Below are 22,666 nucleotides of genomic sequence, written 5' to 3' on the forward strand. Positions count from 1 at the left end.
CGCGGCAGCGGTCCGACAACAGCCGCAGACCGAATCACACATGCCGCAACTCCGCGGTCGCGGGTACCACCCACTGATGAAGCCGCGCATCGCTGCCACCGGGTCGCGTGCCGCGTCGTTGAGCGTACGGCGGCACGGACCTCGGTCCGGACGCCGCACGGCCCCGCGTGCTCCACTCCCCCACCGGCGCGTGGCCTTCCCGCACCCCGGCGGCGCCGGACGTCCCCCGAGGCGTCCGGGCCGCCGCACCCTTCCGGCCCGGCAGCCGACCGCCCGCGCCGGGCCCGACCGGCAGGTGCGCGCCGCAACCGAGGCGTGAGCTGCCGCGGGACCCGGAGCGGGTGCGTTCGTTGGACACGGGCGTGGAGACCATGCATCGGCACACGCCCCCGCACCACGCGGCGGGCCACCAACCGTTGGCGTTCGGACAGGCGAGCTACGCCGCGGCCGTCGGCGGGGCGATCGCCCCGCTGGTCGAGCACGCGACCGTGGTCGTCGACCACGCCCCCGGCCGCGCGGTGACCGCCCACGGCGGCACCGACGCCGGCATCCCTCGCGCGCCCGATTCGTGTCCGGGCCCGGGAACAGGTCCATTCCGGGCCCGGGAACAGGTCCATGCGTCGCGCACAGAGCGTCTCCAGCAGCTCCCCGAGCGGCACGTCCTGCGATTCTTCCAGGACCTGTTCACCGTGTTCGGGTCACCACACCATGACGAGGCGGCCGACGGGCGGACTACCAACGCACGGGTGGCCGGTGGCCGGAGCGGCCCGGGCTCGGCCGACTGCGCCGCTACGGCAGGTCCCGGCGCATCAGGTCGGCGTAGGTCTCGCGGCGCACCACGGCGCGGTGTGCGCCGTCGCGGACGAAGACCACCGGCGGGCGGCGCGCGCCGTTGTAGTTGTTGCTCAGCGCATAGGTGTAGGCGCCGGTGACCGGCACGGCGATCAGATCCCCGACGCGCGGGTCCGCCAGCGGGACGCCGGCGCTGAGGGTGTCGCCGGACTCGCAGTGCCGGCCCACCAGGCGGCACAGCTCACCCTCGCCTGTCGGGCGGCCGGCGACGGCGGCCTCGAAGCGCTGCTGATACAGGGAGACTTCGAGGTTGTCGCCCATGCCGCCGTCGACGGCGACGAAGGTGTGGCCTCCGCCGCGCTTGACGGAGACGACCCGGTACAGCGAGACGCCTGACTCGGCGACCATCGAGCGGCCCGGCTCGATGAGGATGCGGGCGTCGGCGGGCAGCACGCGTCGGGCGGCGTCGGTGACGGCGTCGAGGTACGCCTCCACCGTGGGCGGTCGGTCCGCGTACGTGTAGCGGGAGCCGAGCCCGCCGCCCAGGTCGTAGACGGCGAATTCGCCGAGTTCGGCGACCGCCTCGACGGCCTGCGCGAAGGGCGCGAGGTCGAGGATCTGCGACCCGACGTGCACGTGGACGCCGTCCAGCCGCAGCCGGTCGCTGCCGCGCAGCCGCGCGATCGCCGCCCGGGCCTGCGGCAGGGGCAGACCGAACTTGGAGCCGTTCTGGCCGGTGGACACGGCCTCGTGGGTATCGGGGCGGATGCCGGGGGTGACCCGGACCAGCACTCCCTGCTCCGCCGCGGTGCCGGCGAGGATCTTCTCCAGCCGGTCGATGTCGTCGAAGTTGTCGACGACGACCGTCCCGGCGCCGGCCTCGACGGCGAGGCGCAACTCCTCCTCGGTCTTGGCGTTGCCGTGGACGACCAGGCCGGCCGGGTCCGCGCCTGCGGCGAGGGCGAGGGTCAGCTCGCCCTCGCCGGCCACGTCGAAGTCGAGGCCCTCCTCCACGAGCAGCCGGATGACGGCGGTACAGGGGAAGGCCTTGGAGGCAAAGACGGCGCGGGAGTTCGGCCAACGGGCGGCCAGGCCGTCGGCGTATTGGCGGGCGCGGGCGCGGACCGACGCCTCGTCGAGGATCAGCACGGGAGTGCCGTAGGACTCGGCGAGTTCGGCCGCCGGTACGCCGCCGATCGCCAGTCCGCCGTTCCCGTCCCGGGTGGTCCCGGGCGGGAACAGCCCCAACAGTTCTCGGTCTGCCTGCGTCTGCACCGTTGCCATCCGCGCTCCTTGTGCCACTGATCCGTCCCGCTCTCCTGCCATGCTCCCGCTTCGGTCACGGCGGATCATCGTTGACATCGTCAATGCAGGTCGCCCAATCTTGACGCCCACAACAGTCCATCGAGTCGGGGGTGCACCATGCGGGAGTCCGGCGCTCGGGGCCACCTGCCCGTCCGTCAGCTCGTGGACAACATCGGCCCGGCGCTGCTGCGCCTGGTCCAGGAGGGGACCGGCAGCGGCGGGCCGCTCACCGACATCGCCATCCATGCCCCGGGTGCGCCGGCACAGCTCGGACCCGGGTGCGTGGTGCTCGGGGTCGGCGTGACCACGGAGGCCGAGCTGCGTGAGTTGACCGCGGCCATGCGGCAGGCCGGCGCGGAGGTGCTGGCGGTGAAGGCCCCGGTGCCGCCGTCGGCCGACGCCAAGCCGGCGATCATCGAGGTCAACCGGGACGCGTCCTGGATGCACGTGGCGACGACCGTCCGTGAGCAGCTGCTCGAGTACGCGAGGACGCGCGTGCGCTCCGCCGGCAGCGGCGCGGAGCTGTTCGCCCTGGCGAACGCGGTCTACGAGGCCGTCGGCGCCCCGGTCACCATCGAGGACCGCTTCTCCGCGCTGGTCGCCTGGTCGGAGGGGCAGGACCGGACCGACTCCGAGCGGATCGAGACCATCCTGGGACGGGCCGTGCACCAGCGGACGCTCGCCGAACAGCGCGAGCGTCAGGAGTTCGAGCGGCTCCATGCCGGCACCGAACCGGTGTACATGGAGGCGACCGGGGCGGATCAACTGGCAAGGCTGGCGATCGCGGTCCGGGCCGGTTCGGACGTCGTCGGCTACATCTGGGCCGCCGTCACCGGGCCGCTCGACGAGGCGGCCACCGCCCGGCTGCGCGAATTCGCGCCCGTGGTCGCCCTGCAGCTGGTCGGCCTGCGCACGGAGACCAGCTATGCCCGCCGCCAGCGCGGCGAGTTGGCCGCCGCGGTACTCGGCGGGGCGGCCGACCCGGTGGAGGCGAGCCGGCTGCAGCTGGGCTCCGGCCCGGTCTGCGTCCTGGCCGCGGCCCCGCGACCGGCCGGGAGCACGGGCTCCGACGCGCTGGACGCCGCCGGGCTGCGCCGGTTCGCGGACACGCTGGAGTACTTCCTGGCGGCCGTGCACCCCCGTTCAGCCCTGGTGGCGGGCACCGGAGTGGTGTACGTACTGGCCGCCTGGCCTGCGGGACACGCCACGGCCCTGGAGTCGGCCGTCGCCCTGGCCCGCGACTTCCTCGCGCGGACCCCACTGGCCGGCGACTACGTGGTCGCCGTCGGCGGCCCGGCCGAATCGATGGGCAGGATCGCCGCCGTGCGGGCGCAGGCGGACGCCGCGCTGCGGGCGCTGCGGCACCCGGCCGTCCGCGGACCGGCCGTGCGCGCCGTGGAGGACATGGCGCTGGCGGTGTTGCTGCTGCACCTCGCCGACGCGACCGAGGCGCTCGGCCTGCCGGACGCCGGCGGAGCGCTGCGCCGGCTGCGCCGGGAAGAGGGCCCGGACGGTCCGCTGGCGGCGACCCTGGCCGCCTACCTCGCCGCCGCGGGAGCCACCGACACCGCGGCGGAGGCCCTGCACATACACCCCAACACCATGCGCTACCGGCTGCGCCGTATCCGCGAGGTCTCCGGGCTGGACTTCGCCGATGCCGACGCCATGCTGCTCGCGCACCTCCAACTCCGGGTGCGCGAACTGCGGACGGGCGCTTCTCAGGGCTCCGGCTGATCCCGGAACGAGCGCGTGTAGCGGCACCCGTCCAGGTCGACCCAGAGCACCGCGCCGTCCAGGGCGGGGCCGGGCGTCAGGCGCTCCGGCAGCCGGGGGTCGGCTCCGACGCGGAACGTCCCGTCGTCGAGCGGGACGAGTTCCGGTTCGTCGCACGGCGCTTCCACGCCGGTCGCGGCGATCATGTGCAATCGTCCCGCCCGCTGCACGATGCCGAAGCTGGGATACCAGGGGGTGTAGCTCCGGTAGTGACCTGCGAGTGCGTGCGGAGGAGCGGTCGGCGCGGAGTGGCTGGGGCCCAGTGACTCGGGTCCGTAGAGCCAGCGTCCGTCCAGAGAGTGGTGGTAGGCGGACCATCCCGGGTGATCGCACACCAGCCGCCCGTCCCCCGCGTCGTACAGCCTGCCGGTCACCTCGTCCGAGATGAGCGAGAGACGGTCGTCCCCCGTGGCCTCGACGCGGATCCGACGCGGCGTCGTTCCGTGGATCCCGACATAGCGCTGGGCGTCGGGGATCCGCTCCGGGTCGAACAGCGCCGGGTCCGCCGGGGCTCCCTGGACGACGGCGAGCACATGGCGGGCGAAGCGGTCGATGATCTGGCACTCGCCGGGTGCGTTGGTCAGCACGGCGACACCGTGCCCGCCGTCGGTGTCGACGGCGAGGTACGAGCGGTATCCGACCATCCCCCCGGCGTGCGTCAGCCAGGTGCGGCCGTCGATCACTTCCACGTCCACGCCGAGCGCGTAGCCGCAACCGACCGCGTCGGCGGGCACGGTGACGATCTGTCGGAAACTCTCCGGCCCGATGATCCGGGTGCCGTCCAGGGTGCCCCGGCCCAGCAGCATGCGGGCGAACAGGCCCAGGTCGGAAGCGGTTGCCAGCACGTTCCCATCGGCCGCCGAATACTCGAAGAAGCCGGCCGGCGCGAGCGGGGCCGACGGCAGCGGCGGCCGGTCGTCGCGCAGGAACCGGTACCCGGTGGCGAGTTCGGCGATGTCCTCGTGTGTGATCCGCGCCGCCGAGTCGCGCATGCCCAGGGGCCGCAGCAGCCGTCCGGCCATGGCGTCCGCCAGCGATTCCTCCGTCACCTGCTCGACGATCAACCCCAGCAGGTTGTAGCCCTCGTTGGAGTAGTGGAACAGCTCACCCGGTTCGGCCCAGGTCCTCGCATCACGCAGCGCGTAGCCACGTGCGGCGGCATCGGGCAGCGCGTCGGCCCCGGCCACCAGGCCGGAGGTGTGCTGCAGAAGGTGCCGGACGGTGATCGCGCGGGAGCCGCCGTTCGGGGCGAACCAGGGCAGGTGGTCGGCGACCGCCGCGTCGAGGTCCACCTTCCCCTCGTCCGCCAGGATGCCGAGCAGGAAGGCGGTGAAGGTCTTGCTGATGGAACCGATCTCGAACCGCGTGCGACGGGAGACCGGCGCCCCGGACTCCGCGTTCGCGAAACCTGCGCTGACGAACGCGGACTCGCCGGTCCCATCGACGACGCTGATCGCGATTCCCGGCACCGGCCGGCAGGTCCGCAACCGCTCCGCAAGCCCGGAGATCACCCGTTGCACATCCATCAGACGCCCGCCTTCCGTGAACGGAACCCCGCGAACCGGTCCGGACCCAGCTCGACCTGGGAGAAGTCGATCTCCGCGTCCGGCCGGTCGCCTTTGACGAACCGTCGGCACAGCGGGTACAGCAGCACGGCCAGCAGCGACACCGCGACACTCGTGCCGAACGTCGCGGCCTCTTCGACCGCCGTACTCCACGCCAGGTACACGATCATCGCTGTGGGCAGCATGACGACCAGGACCGCGCCGAACCGGCCGCCGGGGACCCGAACCGGCCGGAGCATCTGCGGATATCTCCAGCGCAGGACCAGGAAGGCCACGAATTCCAGCAGGATCGAGGCCAGGGTGAGCAGCACCGTGGCCCGCAGGATCGAGCTGAAGTCGACGGCGGAAAGCACGATGACGACGGTGGTGCTCGCCAACAGCGCACCCACCGGCGTGTTGAATCGTCTGCTGTCCCGGGCCATCCAGCGCGGCAGGTACGCGTCCGCGGCGAGCGCCCGCGGGACCCGGGTGCTCGTCAGCAGGATCGCCATGAACAGCCCCACCAGGGAGAGCGCCGATCCCAGGGAGATCAGCACCTTCAGCCAGGTTCCGCCCAGGGCGTCGCCGACCACGACGAAGTCGCCCTGGACCCAGTCGGCGGGCGAGCCCTGGTGCAGCCCGCTGCCGATGGCGGCGAGGGTGGGCAGCAGGTAGCCGGTGATGATCAGCGGAACCGAGATGGCCAGGGCCCGGGTGTAGGTCCGGTGCGCGTCGGCGACCTCGCCCAGCACGGTGCTCGGGCCGTCGAAGCCGAGGTAGAGCCACACGATCACGCTGAGCGCGGCGGCCACCGACGAGTGGACGCTCTGCCCCGGCGTCGTGAAGGGCGAGAGCACGTTGATCCCGTTGCCGACCGCATGCCAGATGCCGAGGACCGTCAGCACCGCGAACGGTGCGAGGACCAGCAGCATCATCCCGACCGAGTACTCGCTCACCGCCTTGGAGCCGCGGTAGTTCAGGTACGCCATCGGGACGATGAGGGCGACGGTGACGATCCAGTGCAGGTCCACGACGAAACCGCCGTGGAACAGGTCCACGATCACCAGCCCCTTCCCGCGGGCGATGTCCGGGACCCAGGTGGCCAGGTAGTCGACCAGCAGGATCGGGTAGAGGGCGAGGTTCAGCACCGACCCGATCGAATTCCAGGCCCCGAACACGAATGCCGCACCTCTGCCGAGCGCGATCTTCGTCCAGTAGTAGTAGCCGCCGTCGACCGGTATCGCGGCACTCAACTCCGCTGCCACCAGCGCGTTCGGCACGCCGAAGACCACCGGTACCAGGACGATCATCAGCAGGGTCAGGCCCGGGCCGGCACCGGAGAGTGAGGCTTCGAGCCCGAAGGGCCCTCCCGACACCGTGAAGAAGAAGATTCCGACCAGCGGCAGCACGCCGATCGTGCGTCTGCCCGCGCCGGGCGCCTTCCGCGTGATTTCCGACGGGGTCAGTTCGGTCATCCTGGGCTCCACTCTCCGTCCGCGCTTGGTCGGCACAACGTATGGGGGCGTCACCGGGGCCGTCCTTGTCGTGCGCGCCAAAGCCGCGGCCGGTCGGTTGTGGCTGCCATCAACGCCGGGCTGATCCACGCCGAACGGTCGATGAGACGCACGACGCGATCAGGGGCGTGGGCCGTTGCCCACAGTTGGACGAGGTAGCGCTCTCCCGCCGGGTCGCCGGCTCTGCCGTCGTATTCCAGGTCCCTTCCGTGCGCGTGGACCCGGACCCGGTACGTGGCCGCCCCGTCGGCGCCGAGGGGCAGGCGCGGCCGACCAATCAGGCCGCATGGCTTCCGTGGTCGAATTGCTCGTATGCGAGGGTCGAGGAGAGCCGGCTTTCGGCGGGGGAGGCGGTTCTCCGGTATCGGCATCGGTCCCCGTCGTCACCGCGGGTCTCGAACGCGCCGTGTCGGGGAGCCTTTCCGCTGAGCCCGGTCAACGCACCGCCCTGCCGTGTGCCGCGTGCCGCAGCGCACGGTGGGTGGGGGAGTCCTCGGCGGCGGTCATCACCACCAGTTCCAAGGCGTGCGGGCCGGGCAACACGTACACGGTGTAGTCCAGGCTCAGCGGGCCGGCCGCGGGGTGGTGCAGTTCCTTGTGCCCAGTGGTCGGTCCGCGCACCTCGTGCTCCCCCCAGAACTCGACGAACCGGTCGCCGTGCGTGGTCAGTTCGGCCACCAGCCGGCTGCCGCGCGGGTCATGCGGGTTGTCCGCGACCGCGTCGCGCAGACGATGAGCGTTGCCGCGCGCCACCGCCGGCCAGTCCGCGTACAGCCGCCGTGCGCGCGGATCGCGGAACGCGAACCATGCGAAGTTGCGCTGCTCGGCCGGGAGTTCGGCGAAATCGGTGATCAACCAGGAGGCCGCGGCATTCCAGGCGAGGATGTCCCGGACCGGGCTGACCACGTAGGCGGGCCACTCCGCCAGCGCGTCCAGCAGACGGCGGGTCGCCGCGGGCACCAGTGGCGGCTCGACCGCTTCGGTGAGCGGCCGGGGCGGGCCGGCGGCGAGGCGATGCAGATGCCGGCGGGCGTCCTCGTCCAGGTGCAGCGCCCGGGCCAGCGCGTCCAACACCTCGGTCGAGGGTCGGCGTTGGCGGCCCTGTTCCAGGCGGGTGTAGTACTCGGGGCTGATCCCGGCCAGCGCGGCGACCTCGGCCCGCCGCAGTCCGCTCAGTCGCCGGGTACCGGTGCGCGCCAGTCCGACGCTCTCCGGGGTGCGACGCGCGCGCCGCGAGCGCAGGAAGTGCGCCAGGTCCGGCAGCGGCGCGGCCGGATCGGTCTCGGCGGCCCGCTCCCGCGGTGCGGTCCCGGTCGGGGGTGTCGTCCGGGACGGCGGTACGGACGGTACGGGTGGCGCCATGTCCTCCAGTATCGGTCGCGGCTCCCGGCAAGGACATCCCCGGGGGTGGCCCTGCGAGGGCCGGCCTCGGGCGGTATCTGGTCCGGCGGTCTGCTCCGGCCGAGAGTGGTGCCCGGGCGGTGGCCCGGTTCGGACCGGGCGCCGCGCATCGTTCGCGATCGGTCCGTCTCGGACCGGTGCGAGGTCGCCATCCACGTCCAGCACGGAGTTCGCCATGCCTGCACCCGCCTTCGAGCCTGCGTCCGCGCCGGCCGCTGCACTTCCCGGATCGCCGTCCCGGGCATCCCTGGTCGTCCTGAGCGCGGCAGCCGGTCTGGACGCGGGCAGTGTGGCGGTGCTCAACAGCGCGCTGCCCAGCATGGGGGCCGACCTGGGCACGTCCGCGCAGAACCTGTCCTGGGCGGTGACCGGGTACGCGCTGGCGTTCGCCGGGCTGCTGCTGTGCGGTGGCGCGCTGGCGGATCGCTTCCGGCGCCGGCGGGTGTTGATGGCCGGCCTGCTGACGCTGACCTGTGGCGCGCTGCTCGCGCTCGTCGCACCCGCGTTCTGGCTGGTCGCGGTCGGTCGGGTGGTGCAGGGTGCGGGAGCCGCGATCACGATGCCGGCGGCGACCGCGCTGGTGGCCGATGTGTATCCGAGCGGGCCGGCACGGTCGCGCGCGTACGGCGTGTTCGCGTCCGCCCAGGCGGGCTGCTACGGGGTGGGCCTGGTGCTGGGCGGCGTGGTCACCAGCGCGGTCGGCTGGCGTTGGGTGTTCGTGCTCCAGGTGGTGGTGGCCGGTGCGACCGCGGTGGCGGCGTGGCGCCGGTTGCCGGCGGGTACTGCCGGTCGCGCGCGGCGTCCGGACCCGGTGGGCTCGTCGGCCCTGGTCGGGGCGATCGTGCTGCTCGTGCTGAGCGCCGACCTGGCCGCACGACCCGGCGTACGTGCGCTCGCGGGCGCTGTGTTCGTGGCCGCCGCGATGGCCACCGCGGTGTGGTGGCGGCGGGGTCGCGACCGAGACCCCGGCGCGGTGCTGCTGGATCGGGGGCTGCTGCGCTCGAGCGGAGTGCGGACGGCGGCGATCGTGGCGGCGGCGTTCTACTTCTGCGTCACCGGATCGTTGTTCCTGCTGCCGCTCTACCTCCAGCAGGTACGCGGGCTGAGTCCGGCGCAGTGCGGGCTCGCGGTGTTGCCGGTCAGTATCGCGGTGGCAGGCGCGGCGCTGCTCTCCGGCCGGTTGCTCCCCAGATTCGGTGCCGGACCGGTGCTGGTGACAGGGGTGCTGCTCACCGCCGGCGGAGTGCTGCTGTGGTGCCTGGCCGGAGCCGATACGCCGTACTGGGGGCCGGTCGCGGTCGGACTCGTGGTGAGCGGGATCGGTCAGGGCTTGGCGTTTCCGGCGATCACCACGACGGGTCTGCGCGACGTGCCGCCGGCCGCGCACGGCACGGCATCGGCGGTGACCGTGACCGCCCTTCAGATCGGCAGCGGCGTGGGTCCCACCGTCCTGGCCGCGATCGCCGGCGCGGTCGGTCCCACCGCGCACGGCGATCCCGGGCCGATCGGCCACCACGCCGCCTACGCGACGGCGGCGGCCGTACTGGCCCTGGTCGCCGTTCCGGTGGCGGCCCGGATCGGTCTCCGGCGCGCGGCGAACGGGCGTCGGCCCGAGCGGTCCGGCGACCGCTGAGGCCGGGCTGACCGTTCGTCGGATTTCCGGGCAGGACAAGGGCGTTGGCGTGGACCGTGTCCGACGGCGCATCCGGGGTGGAGTCCGGACCGCCACGACGCCCCAGCCGGATCCTGGGGGGAGCAATATCCGCTCCAGGAAGCGGGGCCACCCGGCGGCGTCCATGGCCTGCAACCACGGGATCGACGACACGAGTCGATCGAGTTCCCCGGTGACCGTCTCCTCCGGGACCGCACGCAACGCGTCCGGCACCGGGTCCTCGACCAGGCACGGTCCAGGCGAGCGCCGCGCCCACCGCACCTCGGCCGGCCGCGGGCGTGGACGTCCCCGACCTTCCGGACGAGACGCGTTCCGCGGTGCCGGCCGGCCGAGTTCCGGGACAGCCAGTGCCTTGACCCGGCTGTCCCGAACAGTCCGGGACAGTCCGGGACGGCCGCGTGCCATTGACCCGGCTGACGCGAAATCAGCAAGCTGTGAGCAGTCCCGCCGGACGCGCAAGGATCCCGCCCCGAACGCGTCAAGCACTTCGACGGCCCGGGACAGGCGATGCCGCTGCGCCGGATCCGACCACCGGTCAACAAACATGTGTCTGCGCGATGGTTCGGCGAATCCCGGCGGGAGCTCAGAGATTCCCTACCCGAACCGACAGGGAGCAGCCCTTCAGGCGAATGCGCACGCCCGGGTGACTGCGACTCTCGGTGCGGTGCTCGCGCTCGGCACGCTGTCCGATACCCGAAAGGAGTGCGCATGAGAATCCGCTCGTCCTTCGCGACGCTCATACTGAGCGCCACCTTCATGTTCGCTACGACCACTACGGCGACCGCTCTCGACCGTTTCGATGCAACTACATCCGACCAGGCCGCGATCGAGGCCGGACCGCCTACACGCAAGGACAGCACGCAGCGTCCCGTCTTCTTCGTCAAGGGGTACACGCCCGGCGACGCGTGCGGCAGTAAGTGGAACTCCGCGGCCACGCTGTTCAACAGGTCGGGCTGGGAGGGCCCGTTACACCGTGTCGGCTTCTACGAAGAAGACGATCCGGAGTGCGACGTTCGCATCGACCCGGAAGGGAAGGGCACCGTCGACACGTCCCTGAAGGATCTGGGGCGCGGGCTGGCGTGGAAGATCCACGACATGTACTCCGTCAAGGGGCAGACCGTCGACCTCGTCGGGCATTCCATGGGAGGGCTCATCATCCGTGCCGCGCTGGCTGGATACGCGAAGGGCGACCCCACCTGGCCGGACACGCTGTACGTGGAGGATGTCGTCACCCTGGGCACTCCGCACAAGGTTGCTTGGATGGGCGCCGGCTGCCTCGCCAACCTGCAATGCCGGGAGATGTACTACCCGCGCGGAGCCTTCCGGAGTTGGCTCGGGCCGAAGCTCCACCAGGCGCAGGGGGGAACGGACTGGACTCTTGTCGGCTCGAATGCCGACTTCTCCGTCAGCGCGGGGAATGGTGCCCCCACCGACGTCGGGGCGCAGCATCTTGTGCGGTACTCGGAGCGAGCGGACCTTGACCACAGCCAACTGCGTACGGTCCGCCGGGCCGGCGCGTTCCCACTCCGATACACCAACAACGGTGGCGCCTGGGGAAGCCAACGGGATGGTGCCGCGCCCTTACGAGTGACGATGAACGCGCTGTACTGGCACAGCCGGTGGTGAACCGGCCCGGTTCGCCGCGACGGTAACCGTCGACGTCCGTCCCGTCGCCATGGCCGACGGCGCACCACTGCCCTGAGGTGCCCGCACCGAGGGCGCCTATTGAACGGGGGCGGTTGGGCAGACATCACGGAAGCCGGTCTGGCTGTTGTGCCGCCACTGAACGCGCAGGTTGCGGGGCGGCTGGGCCCAGTTCACCGGAGAGCGTGACGGGGGGTGTCGTCCCGGTGGTGACCGGGACGACACCCCCGTCGGGGTTGTACTGCCGGCGATAGGGTGCAAAACGTGACACGCCGGCGCGTTGGGAAAGCCGACCGACCAGAGAGACCGGCCCGTGCCGCGCCGGAGGGTGGGCCGGCGTGGGCGACGTCGCCTGGGACGAACGCCTCCTCGCGGTCGAAGAGTTCGTGCACGATGTAGTCGAGGCCGCCCGGTTCCCGCACCGACGGCGGCGGGTGCAGGGCCTGGTGCCTCCTGTCCGGGGCCGCGAACACGCTCTCCGTGGGCATCGCGCCGGCCGCTTGCGCGTGGCCCACCGTCCGTCTGGGCAACATCCGGCGATGGTGGAACCCGGCCCCGTACGCGGCAACCGTGGTGGTCTCCTGGTACGCCCTCACCCGGCTCCCGGCCAGGGAGAGCGATTGAGGACCGGAACGGTGACCACCACCAAGTCGCGAGAGCCGGATGAAGGCCGCCTGTACGCGGTGATCCGCTGGCCGGCCCGGATCATCGCCGTGATCGTCGTGGTCCCGCTGCGACTGCTGTGGGAACTGCTCAAGCTGATCGGCAAGGGGATCCGGATCCTGTGCTGAACGTGGTTCCTACGCCCGATCCTCAAGGGCCTGAAGATCCTGCTGTGGGACTGGTTCGACGCGAATCGACCGGTGCCCGGCGGGTTCGTCGCCTCCCGGCCGGCCGCGACCGCGAGGCGTTCGAGCACCGCCGCGGCCTCGGAGCGCGATCCGGGAAGAATCGGCACGATCAGCGGCGGCGCGGCGGCCGGCGTGGTCGGCCGATCGTGGTCGAACCCTCTGGAGACCACGCCCGCGCCGACGAGCACGGCTGCGGCGACCAGGGGCGCGAGGACGTAGCCGAAACGGCGCCGAGCGTTCGGGCGCGGACTCGCCACAGGGTTCGCGACCTCGGCGAGGTGATGCAGGAAATGGGTCCGCAGCTGCCGGTGCCGCTCGTCGGTCAGGTCGGCGACCACCGGTGCGCGGAGCGGACCCTGGTCGATGTGCTCGGTGTGGTCGGACTTCACGACGTCTTCTCCCTTTCCGCCGAACCGCCGGAAGGCGGTCGGCCCTTGGCTGTCCGCGCGGTGGGGACGGTTGCGTCTCCTCCGCCATCAGGTCGCGCAGCTTGCGGCGGGCGCGGGACAGCCGCGAGCGCAGTGTGCCGATCGGTACGCCCAGGGCTTCGGCCGCCGCGGCGTAGTCGAGTCCCGCCCAGACGACGAGAGTGAATGCCTCGCGTTCGGGCCGCCGCAGGCGCGCCGGCGCACGGTGCGCGGCGGCCAACTCCTCGGCGTCGGCCGATCGTTCGACGACCTCGTCGGCAAGATCGGGGACCGACTCGCAGGCCGGGATCCGGGCCAGGGCCGCCTGATAGCGGCGGGCCGCGCGGGCGCTGTTGCGCAGGACGCTGACGGCGATCCCGAACAGCCAGGGGCGCAGGCTTTCGCCTTCGGGGGCGACCTTGGCGCGCAGCCGCCAGGCCTCCAGGAAGGTGAGCGAGACGATGTCGTCGGCGAGGGAGGGATCACCCGTGACGCGGGCGGCGTGCCGGTGTATGACCCTGGCATGGGCGTCGAACAGCGCGGCGAACGCTTCCGGGTCGCCTGCGCGTATTCGGGGTCTGAGTTGGTCTTGGTCCACACCATGCTCTGTCCGCGCGGACCTGAGGGTTCCCGGTTTCGGCCGACTGGCTGAGTCTGCGCCACCGCACGATAGTCATGGAACTGCAAGGTCGGGCTACGCCGCGTTTCGACCAGGCACGCCGGGAGCGTCGCAGCACGGTCCAGGGGGTCATCCAGGCGCGGACGACCCGGATCACCCGGGCCCGCCACGGCACTGGGGGCGGCGGGGCGGTTCGGGTCCCCCTCCTTCTCCGGCGTTTCCTTCTCCGGCGTCGTCGCGGGGCTGCGGCGCCGGGGCGTTCCTCGACCCCCGTTCGGTGAACCGGACCTCCCAACAGAACGAGAACGCGCAGTTCACCAGAGTCCGATGGCGACGGATCACCGGGTCGGAGCGGACCTGGAAGTCGGCCCTGCCGAGTTCGTCCTTCATCTGCTTGCAACTCTGCTCGAGCCAATGACGGATCCCATAAACGCGGACAATCTTCGTCAGGCCGGCTGCGGGGTGCGGGCCTTCGTCCTCGCGTGGCCCACCCGGGCGGGGAAGGTTGGTGGCGCTGGACCAGCACGAAATCCCACTGTCGAAGTCCTGGCGGACTCTTGACATCCGACCTCGCCCATCCAGGATCACCGACAGAGTCAAGGTCAAAGCGAGCGTTGGGCTTTGAGGTCGATGCCCTTGTCCTGGTGCGCGGCGACGTGCCGGATGGCCGTCATCTGCCTCGGAATCCCGACATTGACCTCACGGGCCGATCCCTGCCCTGGGCCGGCCAGCGACGAGAGCGGGAGGAATGCGGTTGCGGCCAGTGCGGCGGGAGCTTGAGCCGACGTCCCCGCCGATTCCGCGTCCAGGGCCGTCGACCGGTTGCGCACGGGAGCGGCGATCACTTCCTCGCCACCCATGGGACGGGCGTCGGTCGCCTTCGCGGCCTCGGGTGCCTTGGGTGCCTCGGGTGCCTTGGGTACCTCGGCGGCCTTGGGTGCCTCGGCGGACCTGTGTTCCTCGGCGGACCTGTGTTCCTCGGCCGACGGGGCGGGCGAGGGGGCGTTCAGACCGAGCCAGGGATTGCGGGTCGGCCGCACAACCGTCGTCGGCTCGGATCGGGGCCCGTCGTGGGACGGCGCGGCGACCCAGCCCCGGGACTCCAGGGCCTTCCGGGTGGCGACGTGCTGGAGATCGCGTCGCAGGTCGTTGTCGAGCAGCGTGTCGTCCACGTCCGTGGCCAGCAACAGGTCTTTGTCCCCGGGAAGTCGGCCTTCCCGCTGGAGGCGTTCGATGGTGGGGACGAGGTCGCCGATCTCGGCGACCACAACGATCGTTCCCTGTTCGATCGCCCGGGCGAGCTCGGGTTCCTCACCGCGTTCGAGTTTCGCCACGGACTTCTGCGCGTGGGCGCCGTACTGGACCCACAAAGCGGTTGCGTTGGGAAACCGCCGCTGGAACGCGATGAGGTTCCTCGTCCGGTCGTCGACGACGACCATGTGACGGTTCCCCGCGGCGTCCTCCACCTTTTGCATGTTCTCGGGCACCGTCTTGTCCGGGGCGATCGCGGTGCCCACGTACAGAGGCTCACCGAAATCGCGGCTGACCTCGACGGGCGGAACCACGGTCGGCGCGATGCGGGGATCGACCATCCCGATGTCGCCGAGCTTGTGATGCTGGTGCTTCGGCTCGCCCGCGGACCAGGCCAGGACCTCCACACCGCGTCGGATCAGTTCTGCCAACTGCTCCCGGGCATGCGGCAGGAGGGCCTGCGCAACGGGGACGCCCCGGACGATGGTGTCGGACACCGTTCGGACGAACCGGTCGCGGTCCGGGGCCGGGCCCATGTCCAGCGGGGCTTCGAGAGCGGCCTGTGTCGTCTCGCGCAGTACGGGGACCGGCGCCCCCTCGGGGAGCCGCTCCCCGATGCCCGCCCGCACTCGGTCGGGAAAGTAGAGCGCGTCATAGAGACGCTCGGCCACCTCGTCGGGGGCACCGTAGCTCTTCTCGCCGACGCTGCTGCCCCAAGCATGTTCGATCTTGGCCGCAACGAGTCGGGTACGAGCGTCGAAGACAGCAGGCTCGGTGGGAGAAGCGTCGCGTGCCGAGTCCACCACTGGCGGAGGCCTCACTTTCGAACATCGTGGGCGTCCGCCCGAGTACGGGAACCTGGCGGGCCGCGGGGCTTTGTCCAACACTTGCCCGACCCGAGCGGGGTCGCGCTCGGCGGTGCGTGGACATGGAGTTGCCGCGGGCGGGCCGGGGGCCACGTGCCGTGCGGAGCCATGTCGGTTCCCGACGGCGCGTGCCCTTCGATGTAGGACGTTAACGAGCGGCTCGCGCGCCGGAATCCGTAGAACTACGGTACCTCGGCTGCGTTTCGGGGGATCCGCAGGCCAACGGCCCCATCAAGCCACCCCTGGCCCATCCGCGACGCCTCGGCCACGCCGAATTTCGAGCGGCCTCGAATCGTCTGCGCCCGGTGGTGATCGTGGGCATCGAGGATCATCGCCTCGTCGCGGGCCCGGGCTCCGCCGCCGGGTACGGCGATTCCCGCAACGTGCGGGGGCGTTCGACGCGCGCGGTGGCGTGCGACGACGTCCCTGGCCCGGCTCACATGGGCGTCCGCCTCGACACCGTCGCCGAGAAGCTCCCGATACGCGCGGCCACGCGCGGCCGTCGAGGTCGGCACGGCACCGGGCAGCGGCAAGATCACAGCCGCGGCGAGCCCACTCGCGAACGCCTGCCCGCCCCGAGTGAACCTGGGCGCCTATCGCGGCCCGAGACGCGTTCCTGCGGGCTTCCTGCGGACCCGACGCTTCCGGGTGCGCCCCACACCGGCGTGTGACGGTGGCGGGGCAGCACGACCGGGCCTACGTCGGCGTCGTCCATCTCGCGGACACCGCCGCCGGCGGAAACATGGGCCGAGGCGCGATCCGCCCGCCGCGCGTTGCCCGGCGTTCGGGGAGGTGGGCGGTGTGTCCGACAGCCCGCAGCCTCCGTCGAGGGTCGCCGGTGGCAAAGACCGCGACCCGTCGTGACCGGGCGGACGCGGGGCGCCCGACGCGGTGGCCGCGGTTCGCGTCGGGCGTCGCGAGGTGTTCGTCCAGGTGTCGGGCATTGCGAGGTACTCGTCCGAGTGTCGGGCGTCGCAAGGCATTCGTTCGAGCGTCGGGCGTCGCGAGGCATTCGTCCGGGCGGCACACGCCCTCGCGGGATTCGGCGTTCGTCCGCGCGTCACGCGCCTTTGCGGGACCCGGCGTTCGTGCCGGGCGGTGTGAGTGCGTACGCGTCCGGGCCTTCCCCCTTGCCTCGGCCGAGGAGGAGGGGCACCAGGCATGCGGCGGCCACGCTGATCCCCGCGGCGGCGAGCAGGGCCGTGGACGTGTGGTGTGCGGAGCTGCCCATCAACGGGGCGGCCAAGAGCGAGCCGAGAGGAGCGCCGCTCAGGTTGACGGCGGAGGACACGGTCGTGACGCGTCCCGACATCGCGGGGTCGGTCAGGCGCTGTCGCAGCGTCAGGAAGGCCACGTCGAAGATCCCACCCGAGGCGCCGACGGCCACGAGCCCGGTGACGACGATGATCGTGGATTGCCCGGTCGCGAGCACGGCCAGGCCCACCGCCTCCACTGCCATGCCCACGGCTAAGAGGAGCGGTTCGCGTCCGTTGCTGTCCAGGCGCCCGAGGATCAACCCGGCGACGATGCCGGCCACGCCGGCAATGCCCAGGAACACGCCCACCGTCGCCGCGCCGCCGCCGCTCCGGGTCACCAGCGCGATCGGGATGACGACCTCGTGGATTCCGTTGGCGATGTTCAGGACGCAGACCACGATCGCGAGATTGCGCAGCCGCCGATGCCGCAGGAGGTACCGGACTCCGGTTCGGGTGTCCTCGAGCAGCGAGACCTTCGCGGGCGCGGGTCGCGGGCCGGCCGGCCGGGTCAGGGCGATGCCGGCACCCACGGCCAGGGGGATGGCGACCATGAGCAGGGCGGATCGGGCGCCCATCCACGCGGTGAGCGCACCCGCGGCGGCGGGGCCACCGATCAACGCCGTGACGTAGGTTGCGCTGTCGAGCCCGTTGGCCCGTTCCCATAGAGGTTTCGGCACTCTCAGTACGACCAGGCAACGCAGGCCCGCGTTGGTGAACGGGCTGGTCAACGAGGCGACACAGACCAGCATGACGAGCAGCACGGCCGGGAGCAGGCGGTGTTGGCTCGACAGGGGAATCGCCAGCGTCACACCGCAGGCCACCGCCAGGTCGACGCCGACCAGGCGTACCGGTTCGCCGCGGTCCAGGAAGGCTCCGGCGAAGGGGCTCACGAGCAGTCCCGGCAGGAGACGACAGCACAGGAGGACCGAGGCCAACGCCGGGGAGTCGTACTGCTCCAGGGCGAACAGCAGCAGGGCCACGTGCGACGCGGCATCGGCGAATCGCCCGAGGAAGACCACGAGGATCAATGGCCCCAGGTCACCCATGCGGATGAGGTCCCGATATCCCGGGACCGGCGGCGGGTGTGCTGCCGCCGCCGATCCAGCCGGCCCCGCCGGAACCGAGACCGGTTCGGGCTCGGTCATTCCGGGAGGCGAAGAGCCGACGGCATCACCTCGGCGAGATGGTTGCGGATCTCACCGAAGGCGTGCAGGAGGTGATCGATCTCGGCGTCGGTGTTGGCCGCCGTGACGGTGATCCGCAGTACTTCACTGCCCTGTTCGACCATCGGATAGGGGCAGACGGTGACAAGGATGCCGGCTTGGAAGAGGCGATTCGCGGTGTCGACCAGAACGCTGCTGTCGCCGATGACGACGGACAGGATCGGGAAACCGCTGGTGTTGTCCACCGTGAAGCCCAGGTGGCGCAAACCGACCAGCGCCTTGTCGGTGAGCTGCCACAGACGGTCCCGCAACACGTCGCCGCGGCGCTCGTTGATGTCGAGCCCGGACCACAGGGTCGCCAATGAGGCGGTCGGTGACGGACCGGACAGGTCGTAGGGGGTGGCGAACGTCTTGATGAACTTCTGCATGGGGGCGGAACACGCGACGAAGGCGGCGAGCGAGGAGTACGCCTTGGAACAGCCGCCCACGTACACGACGTTGTCGTAGCCACTGTCGAAGTGGCGCACGATGCCGTTGCCGGCACGGCCGAGCGGGGCGCTTTCGTCCGGCTTTTCCCCCACGACCCCGAAGCCGTGCGCGTCGTCTACGTAGACCACCGCGCCGAATTCGGCGGCCAGGGCGGACAACCGCTGCATGTCGGCGTAGTCGCCGGTCATGCTGTAGACCCCGTCGACGAGGATGAGCTTGCGGGGGTTGTCCCGGTGCTCGTGCAGGAGTTCGCGGAGCCGCTCGAAGTCGCCTTGGCGGAAGCTGACGAGTTTCGCGCCGTTGTCCCGGGCGATCTTCGCGCCCTCGTACATCGTCTCGTGCCCGGACTTGTCCAGGAGGATGACGCCCGTTCGACCCACGAGGGCCGGTATGACGCCGATGGAGATCAGGGTGACCGTGGGCAGGATGAGTGTCTTCTCCGTGCCCATGAGATCGGCGAGCCGCTCCTCCAGGTCCACGTACAGGCGCGGACTGGCCACCAGCCGACACCAGCTCGGATGCACGCCCCAGCGCGCCACCGATTCCGCGACCGTGGCGGTCATCTCGGGATCCAGGTCCAGACCCAGGTAGTTGCAGGACGCGAAATCCACGACCCAGTGGTCCTCGTCGACGCGGATACGCCGGCCGTCGATGCCCTGAGCCGTGACGTCGTACTGCCGGACGGTGTCGAAGAGGCCTCCGATGAGTGCTCGACGGCTCTCGCGGACGCTCGCCGAAATCATCGCGTCGATGGCGCTGCTCATATTGTCTTCCTCAACGATCGGTTGTCGGTCCGGGTTTGCCGGAGGTACTCGCGCCGCCAGACCTGCTCGAAGCCGAGCTTCAGGGCGGCGGGTCCCGATTGGGCGTCCAAGGCGGTGGTCAGGTACGCGTGTCGCGCCCCCGACTCGCGGGCCGTTTCGAGCCGTCGACGCAGGAGCGCCGAGTAGATGCCCTTGCGGCGGGCGTGTGGTTCGGTGGCGGACTCGCAGATGAAGGCCATGTCCCGGCACAGGCCCATGGCGCCGGTGGCGACAGGCTCGCCGTCGAGGGTCACCAGCAGGAGGGTGAGTTCGACACCGCGGAGCCGGCGGCGCGTGAGGTTGTTCGCCAACCGACTCCGAACCGACGCGGACAGATCGTTGTTGTCGCCGTTGATGCGGAGGAAGGTGTCCAGATCACGACCGTGCGGGTCGATCTCGAGGATGCGCACGCGATCGGGTTCGACGCGCAGGACGTCGTGATCCGGGCGCTCGAACGCGGTGTCGTCCGTGAGGTCGTACCCGAACCAGAGTTCGTCCTCGGCGGGGACGGGCGAATAGCCGTGCGCACGGGCTCGGCTCGGCAGGTCCTCCGGTTGGTTCGGATCGGTGTAGAGGGCGGGGACCATGCCCCGCCGGCGATAGAAGTCCTCGACGGCCGCGAAGGTGTGGTCGCCGGAATCGGACACGGCCTGCGCGCAGTTGTAGAAGGCGTCGGCGTCCGCGAGGTGCGTGAGTTGGTAAGCCTCGTCGTCGAGCAGTTCGTCGTAGTACAGACACCACCACACGAGGTTGTTCGCCCGAATGGCGGCGTGTGCGGTCGGTGGGCTAGGCATGCGTCGCCTCCCGATCGAGTTCCGCGAGCAACTGGCGGTCGGGTTTGCCGGACGAGGTGAACGGCATGTCGTCGAGGTGTCGGAAGGTGTCGGGCAGCATGTGTGCCGGCAGCCGGTCGGCCAGGTGCGCGCGCAGCAGTGCGGCGACGAGAGGGTTGCCGTCGGGCGTCGTGTAGTAGACGCGGATGCGAGTGCCCAGGAGCGGGTCGTCCGAGGGGACGGGCAGCGCGACGCAGGACTGGACGGCCAGGTGCGCGACGGCCGCTGCCTCGATGTCGCCGAGTTCGACGCGGAACCCGTTCACCTTGACCATGTGATCGCGACGACCCCGGTAGTGCAGTATCCCGTCGTGGTCGCGAACCGCGTGATCGCCGGTGCGCCAGAATCTGGCCGGCGCCGCGTGGAAGGGGCTGAGCACCGACTGCTGCGCGGTCTTGTCCGGCTCGCCCAGATAGCCGATCGTGTTGGTGGCGCCTCGGCACCACAGCTCGCCCAACTCGCCGGGCCCGCACAGTCTTCCGGATTCGTCGACGAGGATGATCTCGACGTTGTCGACTTCCACGCCCAGCGGAATGGGCGCGTCGGTGCGCAGGTGGTGCTCGCGCACCCATTGGCACGTGATGATGTTGGTCTCGGTGGGTCCGTAGATGTTCGCTATCCGTACGCCGGGCAAGGCCGCTGCCAGGGAGCGCAGTTGGGGTGTGGGAAACGGCTCTCCGGCGTACATCACGGTGCGCAGCGCGGTGGGCGACTCACCCAGGCCGCCTCGGTTCATGAGCGTCACGAACGTGGACGGCGTGGTGTAGAGAATGGACGCCCGTGAGGCCGTCAACAGGTCGACGTACGCCCGATGCCTCGCGTCTCCGGGGCGGTTGCGCTCCCAGTCGAAGGTGATCAGCGTGGCACCGGCGGCGATGGTGTCGAAGACGTCGAAGACGGACAGGTCGAATCGGAAGGGCGCGCGGGACATCACGACATCGTCGGCCGTGAGCTCGAACTCCTTGCGCATCCAGTCGACGAATGCGCATGCCGCGCGGTGGGTCAGCATGATGCCCTTGGGAACCCCGGTGGAGCCGGAGGTGTACAGGACATAGGCCAAGTCCTCGTCCACGACCCGGCGATGCATCGGGGCGGCGCTGTGCTTGGCGATCACATCGAAACCGTGCGTGCCGGTGTGCGTGGCGCCCGGGGCGCAGAGCGTGACACATTCGAGGCCGGGGGCGTCGAGTATCTCCCGGTGGCGGTCGAGGACGGCCGGCTCGGCGATCAGCACGTCGATCCCGGCCTGGTCGACGATTCCCCGCAGCCGGGCGGTGGGGCTGCGTTCGTCCAGGGGCACATAGGCGTAACCGGCTTTGAGAGCGCCGAACACGGCCGCGATGGACCACGGTGTGACAGTCGCGAGTACGCCCACATACGGGCGTTCGTTTCGGGCGGCGCTTTTGGCATCGACCAGATGATGGGCCCAGCGGTTGGACAGGGCCTCCAATTCGCCGAATGTCAGAGTGGTCCCGTCCTCGTGGCGGACGGCCACCGCGTCGGGCGTTTCCCGTGCCGGTTCGGCGAGATACTCGTGCAGGAGGCGAGAAACGGTCCTGGCGCTGTCGCTCATCGGAGAAACTCCCGGTCGGTTTCGGGCACCACATCGAGTATCCGGACGTCGACGAAGCGCCCGCGCAGCGTGGTGTGATTGCGATGCGGCGGCAAGGTGACCGATACGCGGCGGCGAGTGAGTGAGGATTCGACGGCCTGTGCGGCATCGTTTCGCGTGTGGCGTTCCAGACACCGGTCGTATACGGCGCGCCTTTCGGATGCCTCCGCCGTTTTGCTCCATGTGGCGATGGCGATGAGATCGTCTGCGGCACAGAGTTCGGTGAGGATTTCCAATGTGGCATCCAGATACGGGAAGACGTTGAAGTGGAATATCCAGACCGCAGGACCGACGGGGAGGTGCTCGGGTCGCACGGTGTCGAGTCGCCGACGCAGGAGCAATCCGCCGGGATCCGGCTCGGTGGCGGGCGCTCGGCCCGCGAGTCCGGGCGCCAGGTGCGGATCGACGCAGACGTAGTGGTATCCGAGACGTCGGGCCATGTCCTGGTACTGCTGACTGGCGTCGCCGATCGCGATGAGGCTGCGGTATGTGCGCCGGCGGTTCGTGGTCAGATATTCCTCGACCATGGTGCGTTCCTCGCCGATGAATCCCTGAGCAGCAGGAAGCACGACCTTGTCGAGCATGGCCCCGAACGGCGGGGGGAGGAGAGTCCCCGTCTGGAGGACCGATGCTTCGATGCTTAATGTGTCGCTCGATCCGAGCGACACTGCTTCGACCGAAATGATCGTGCCTTTCGTTCGCGAGGCGACTGCGCACGACGAAGGCGCCTCGTGACTGCGATGCGAAATACCGCGCTCTTGCGAGCGAATCTTTATCAGGATCCGGGGAATCCACAAGAGGGTTGCGCATCCATTTTCGGAGCGAGTGGATTGACTGCCTCGATGCATGTCCGGTGGCGCCGAAGAAACAT

Annotated in this window: 17 protein-coding genes; 5 read left to right on the plus strand and 12 right to left on the minus strand. The window is 70.7% G+C overall.

The genetic code is table 11. The annotated features are described in order from the left end of the window. Positions 1-789: 789 nt before the first annotated feature. Positions 790-2,076: a diaminopimelate decarboxylase gene (gene lysA / locus ACIRL2_RS27240; RefSeq protein ID WP_402235201.1), complete on the minus strand. Its 1,287-nt coding sequence runs from the start codon at positions 2,074-2,076 to the stop codon at positions 790-792. A gap of 138 nt (positions 2,077-2,214) precedes the next feature. On the opposite strand from lysA, the gene ACIRL2_RS27245 reads away from it, so the two are divergent. Next, entirely contained in the window at positions 2,215-3,831 is a 1,617-nt protein-coding gene (locus ACIRL2_RS27245; protein WP_402235204.1) for a helix-turn-helix domain-containing protein, read from the plus strand. On the opposite strand, the gene ACIRL2_RS27250 is transcribed toward ACIRL2_RS27245, so the two are convergent. The 3 genes from ACIRL2_RS27250 to ACIRL2_RS27260 all read right to left on the minus strand — a co-directional run bounded on the left by ACIRL2_RS27250 (position 3,816) and on the right by ACIRL2_RS27260 (position 8,290). Beyond that, a complete protein-coding gene (locus ACIRL2_RS27250) occupies positions 3,816-5,396 on the minus strand; it encodes a serine hydrolase domain-containing protein (RefSeq protein WP_402235207.1) in 1,581 nt (526 codons plus the stop codon). The genes ACIRL2_RS27245 and ACIRL2_RS27250 overlap by 16 nt on opposite strands. Further along, a complete protein-coding gene (locus tag ACIRL2_RS27255) occupies positions 5,396-6,889 on the minus strand; it encodes an APC family permease (RefSeq protein ID WP_395861441.1) in 1,494 nt (497 codons plus the stop codon). Before ACIRL2_RS27255 ends, ACIRL2_RS27250 begins: the two co-directional genes overlap by 1 nt. A 474-nt stretch (positions 6,890-7,363) precedes the next feature. Beyond that, positions 7,364-8,290: a helix-turn-helix domain-containing protein gene (locus tag ACIRL2_RS27260; protein ID WP_402235210.1), complete on the minus strand. Its 927-nt coding sequence runs from the start codon at positions 8,288-8,290 to the stop codon at positions 7,364-7,366. A 214-nt stretch (positions 8,291-8,504) separates the two neighbouring features. Between ACIRL2_RS27260 and ACIRL2_RS27265 the strand changes: the two genes are divergently transcribed. The 4 genes from ACIRL2_RS27265 to ACIRL2_RS27280 all read left to right on the plus strand — a co-directional run bounded on the left by ACIRL2_RS27265 (position 8,505) and on the right by ACIRL2_RS27280 (position 12,436). Continuing rightward, positions 8,505-9,962 (plus strand): MFS transporter, encoded by a 1,458-nt coding sequence (locus tag ACIRL2_RS27265; protein WP_402235212.1) that lies wholly within the window; start codon positions 8,505-8,507, stop codon positions 9,960-9,962. A gap of 747 nt (positions 9,963-10,709) precedes the next feature. After that, positions 10,710-11,627, plus strand: a complete 918-nt coding sequence (locus ACIRL2_RS27270; RefSeq protein ID WP_395861438.1) for an esterase/lipase family protein — start codon at positions 10,710-10,712, stop codon at positions 11,625-11,627. Positions 11,628-12,125: 498 nt separating this feature from the next. Then, positions 12,126-12,269 (plus strand): hypothetical protein, encoded by a 144-nt coding sequence (locus ACIRL2_RS27275; protein ID WP_402235216.1) that lies wholly within the window; start codon positions 12,126-12,128, stop codon positions 12,267-12,269. Positions 12,270-12,280: 11 nt separating this feature from the next. After that, positions 12,281-12,436, plus strand: a complete 156-nt coding sequence (locus ACIRL2_RS27280) for a hypothetical protein (protein ID WP_402235219.1) — start codon at positions 12,281-12,283, stop codon at positions 12,434-12,436. Positions 12,437-12,445: 9 nt separating this feature from the next. Here the strand turns inward: ACIRL2_RS27280 and ACIRL2_RS27285 are convergent, their stop codons facing one another. From ACIRL2_RS27285 to ACIRL2_RS27320, 8 genes are all read right to left on the minus strand, one after another. Further along, positions 12,446-13,501, minus strand: coding sequence for an RNA polymerase sigma factor (locus ACIRL2_RS27285; protein ID WP_402235221.1), 1,056 nt, complete (start codon positions 13,499-13,501; stop codon positions 12,446-12,448). Positions 13,502-14,124: 623 nt separating this feature from the next. Further along, positions 14,125-15,594, minus strand: coding sequence for a hypothetical protein (locus tag ACIRL2_RS27290; protein WP_402235224.1), 1,470 nt, complete (start codon positions 15,592-15,594; stop codon positions 14,125-14,127). Between the two features lie 227 nt (positions 15,595-15,821). Continuing rightward, positions 15,822-16,178: a hypothetical protein gene (locus tag ACIRL2_RS27295; protein WP_402235227.1), complete on the minus strand. Its 357-nt coding sequence runs from the start codon at positions 16,176-16,178 to the stop codon at positions 15,822-15,824. Positions 16,179-16,699: 521 nt separating this feature from the next. Continuing rightward, entirely contained in the window at positions 16,700-17,941 is a 1,242-nt protein-coding gene (locus ACIRL2_RS27300; RefSeq protein WP_402235230.1) for an MFS transporter, read from the minus strand. Positions 17,942-18,036: 95 nt separating this feature from the next. Then, the gene (locus ACIRL2_RS27305) at positions 18,037-19,311 is read right to left on the minus strand and encodes an aminotransferase class I/II-fold pyridoxal phosphate-dependent enzyme (protein WP_395861433.1); all 1,275 of its coding nucleotides are present in this window, start codon (positions 19,309-19,311) and stop codon (positions 18,037-18,039) included. Beyond that, positions 19,308-20,144 carry a GNAT family N-acetyltransferase gene (locus ACIRL2_RS27310; protein WP_402235233.1) on the minus strand — a complete coding sequence of 279 codons (837 nt, stop codon included), beginning with the start codon at positions 20,142-20,144 and terminating at the stop codon, positions 19,308-19,310. Before ACIRL2_RS27310 ends, ACIRL2_RS27305 begins: the two co-directional genes overlap by 4 nt. Further along, complete coding sequence (locus ACIRL2_RS27315; RefSeq protein WP_402235236.1) at positions 20,137-21,756, minus strand: amino acid adenylation domain-containing protein; 1,620 nt, start codon at positions 21,754-21,756, stop codon at positions 20,137-20,139. The genes ACIRL2_RS27310 and ACIRL2_RS27315 overlap by 8 nt, the downstream gene beginning before the upstream one ends. Next, a complete protein-coding gene (locus tag ACIRL2_RS27320) occupies positions 21,753-22,379 on the minus strand; it encodes a hypothetical protein (RefSeq protein ID WP_402235239.1) in 627 nt (208 codons plus the stop codon). Before ACIRL2_RS27320 ends, ACIRL2_RS27315 begins: the two co-directional genes overlap by 4 nt. Between the last annotated feature and the right edge of the window lie 287 nt (positions 22,380-22,666).

This window comes from Embleya sp. NPDC127516, assembly GCF_044765325.1.
Taxonomy (GTDB): Bacteria; Actinomycetota; Actinomycetes; order Streptomycetales; family Streptomycetaceae; genus Embleya.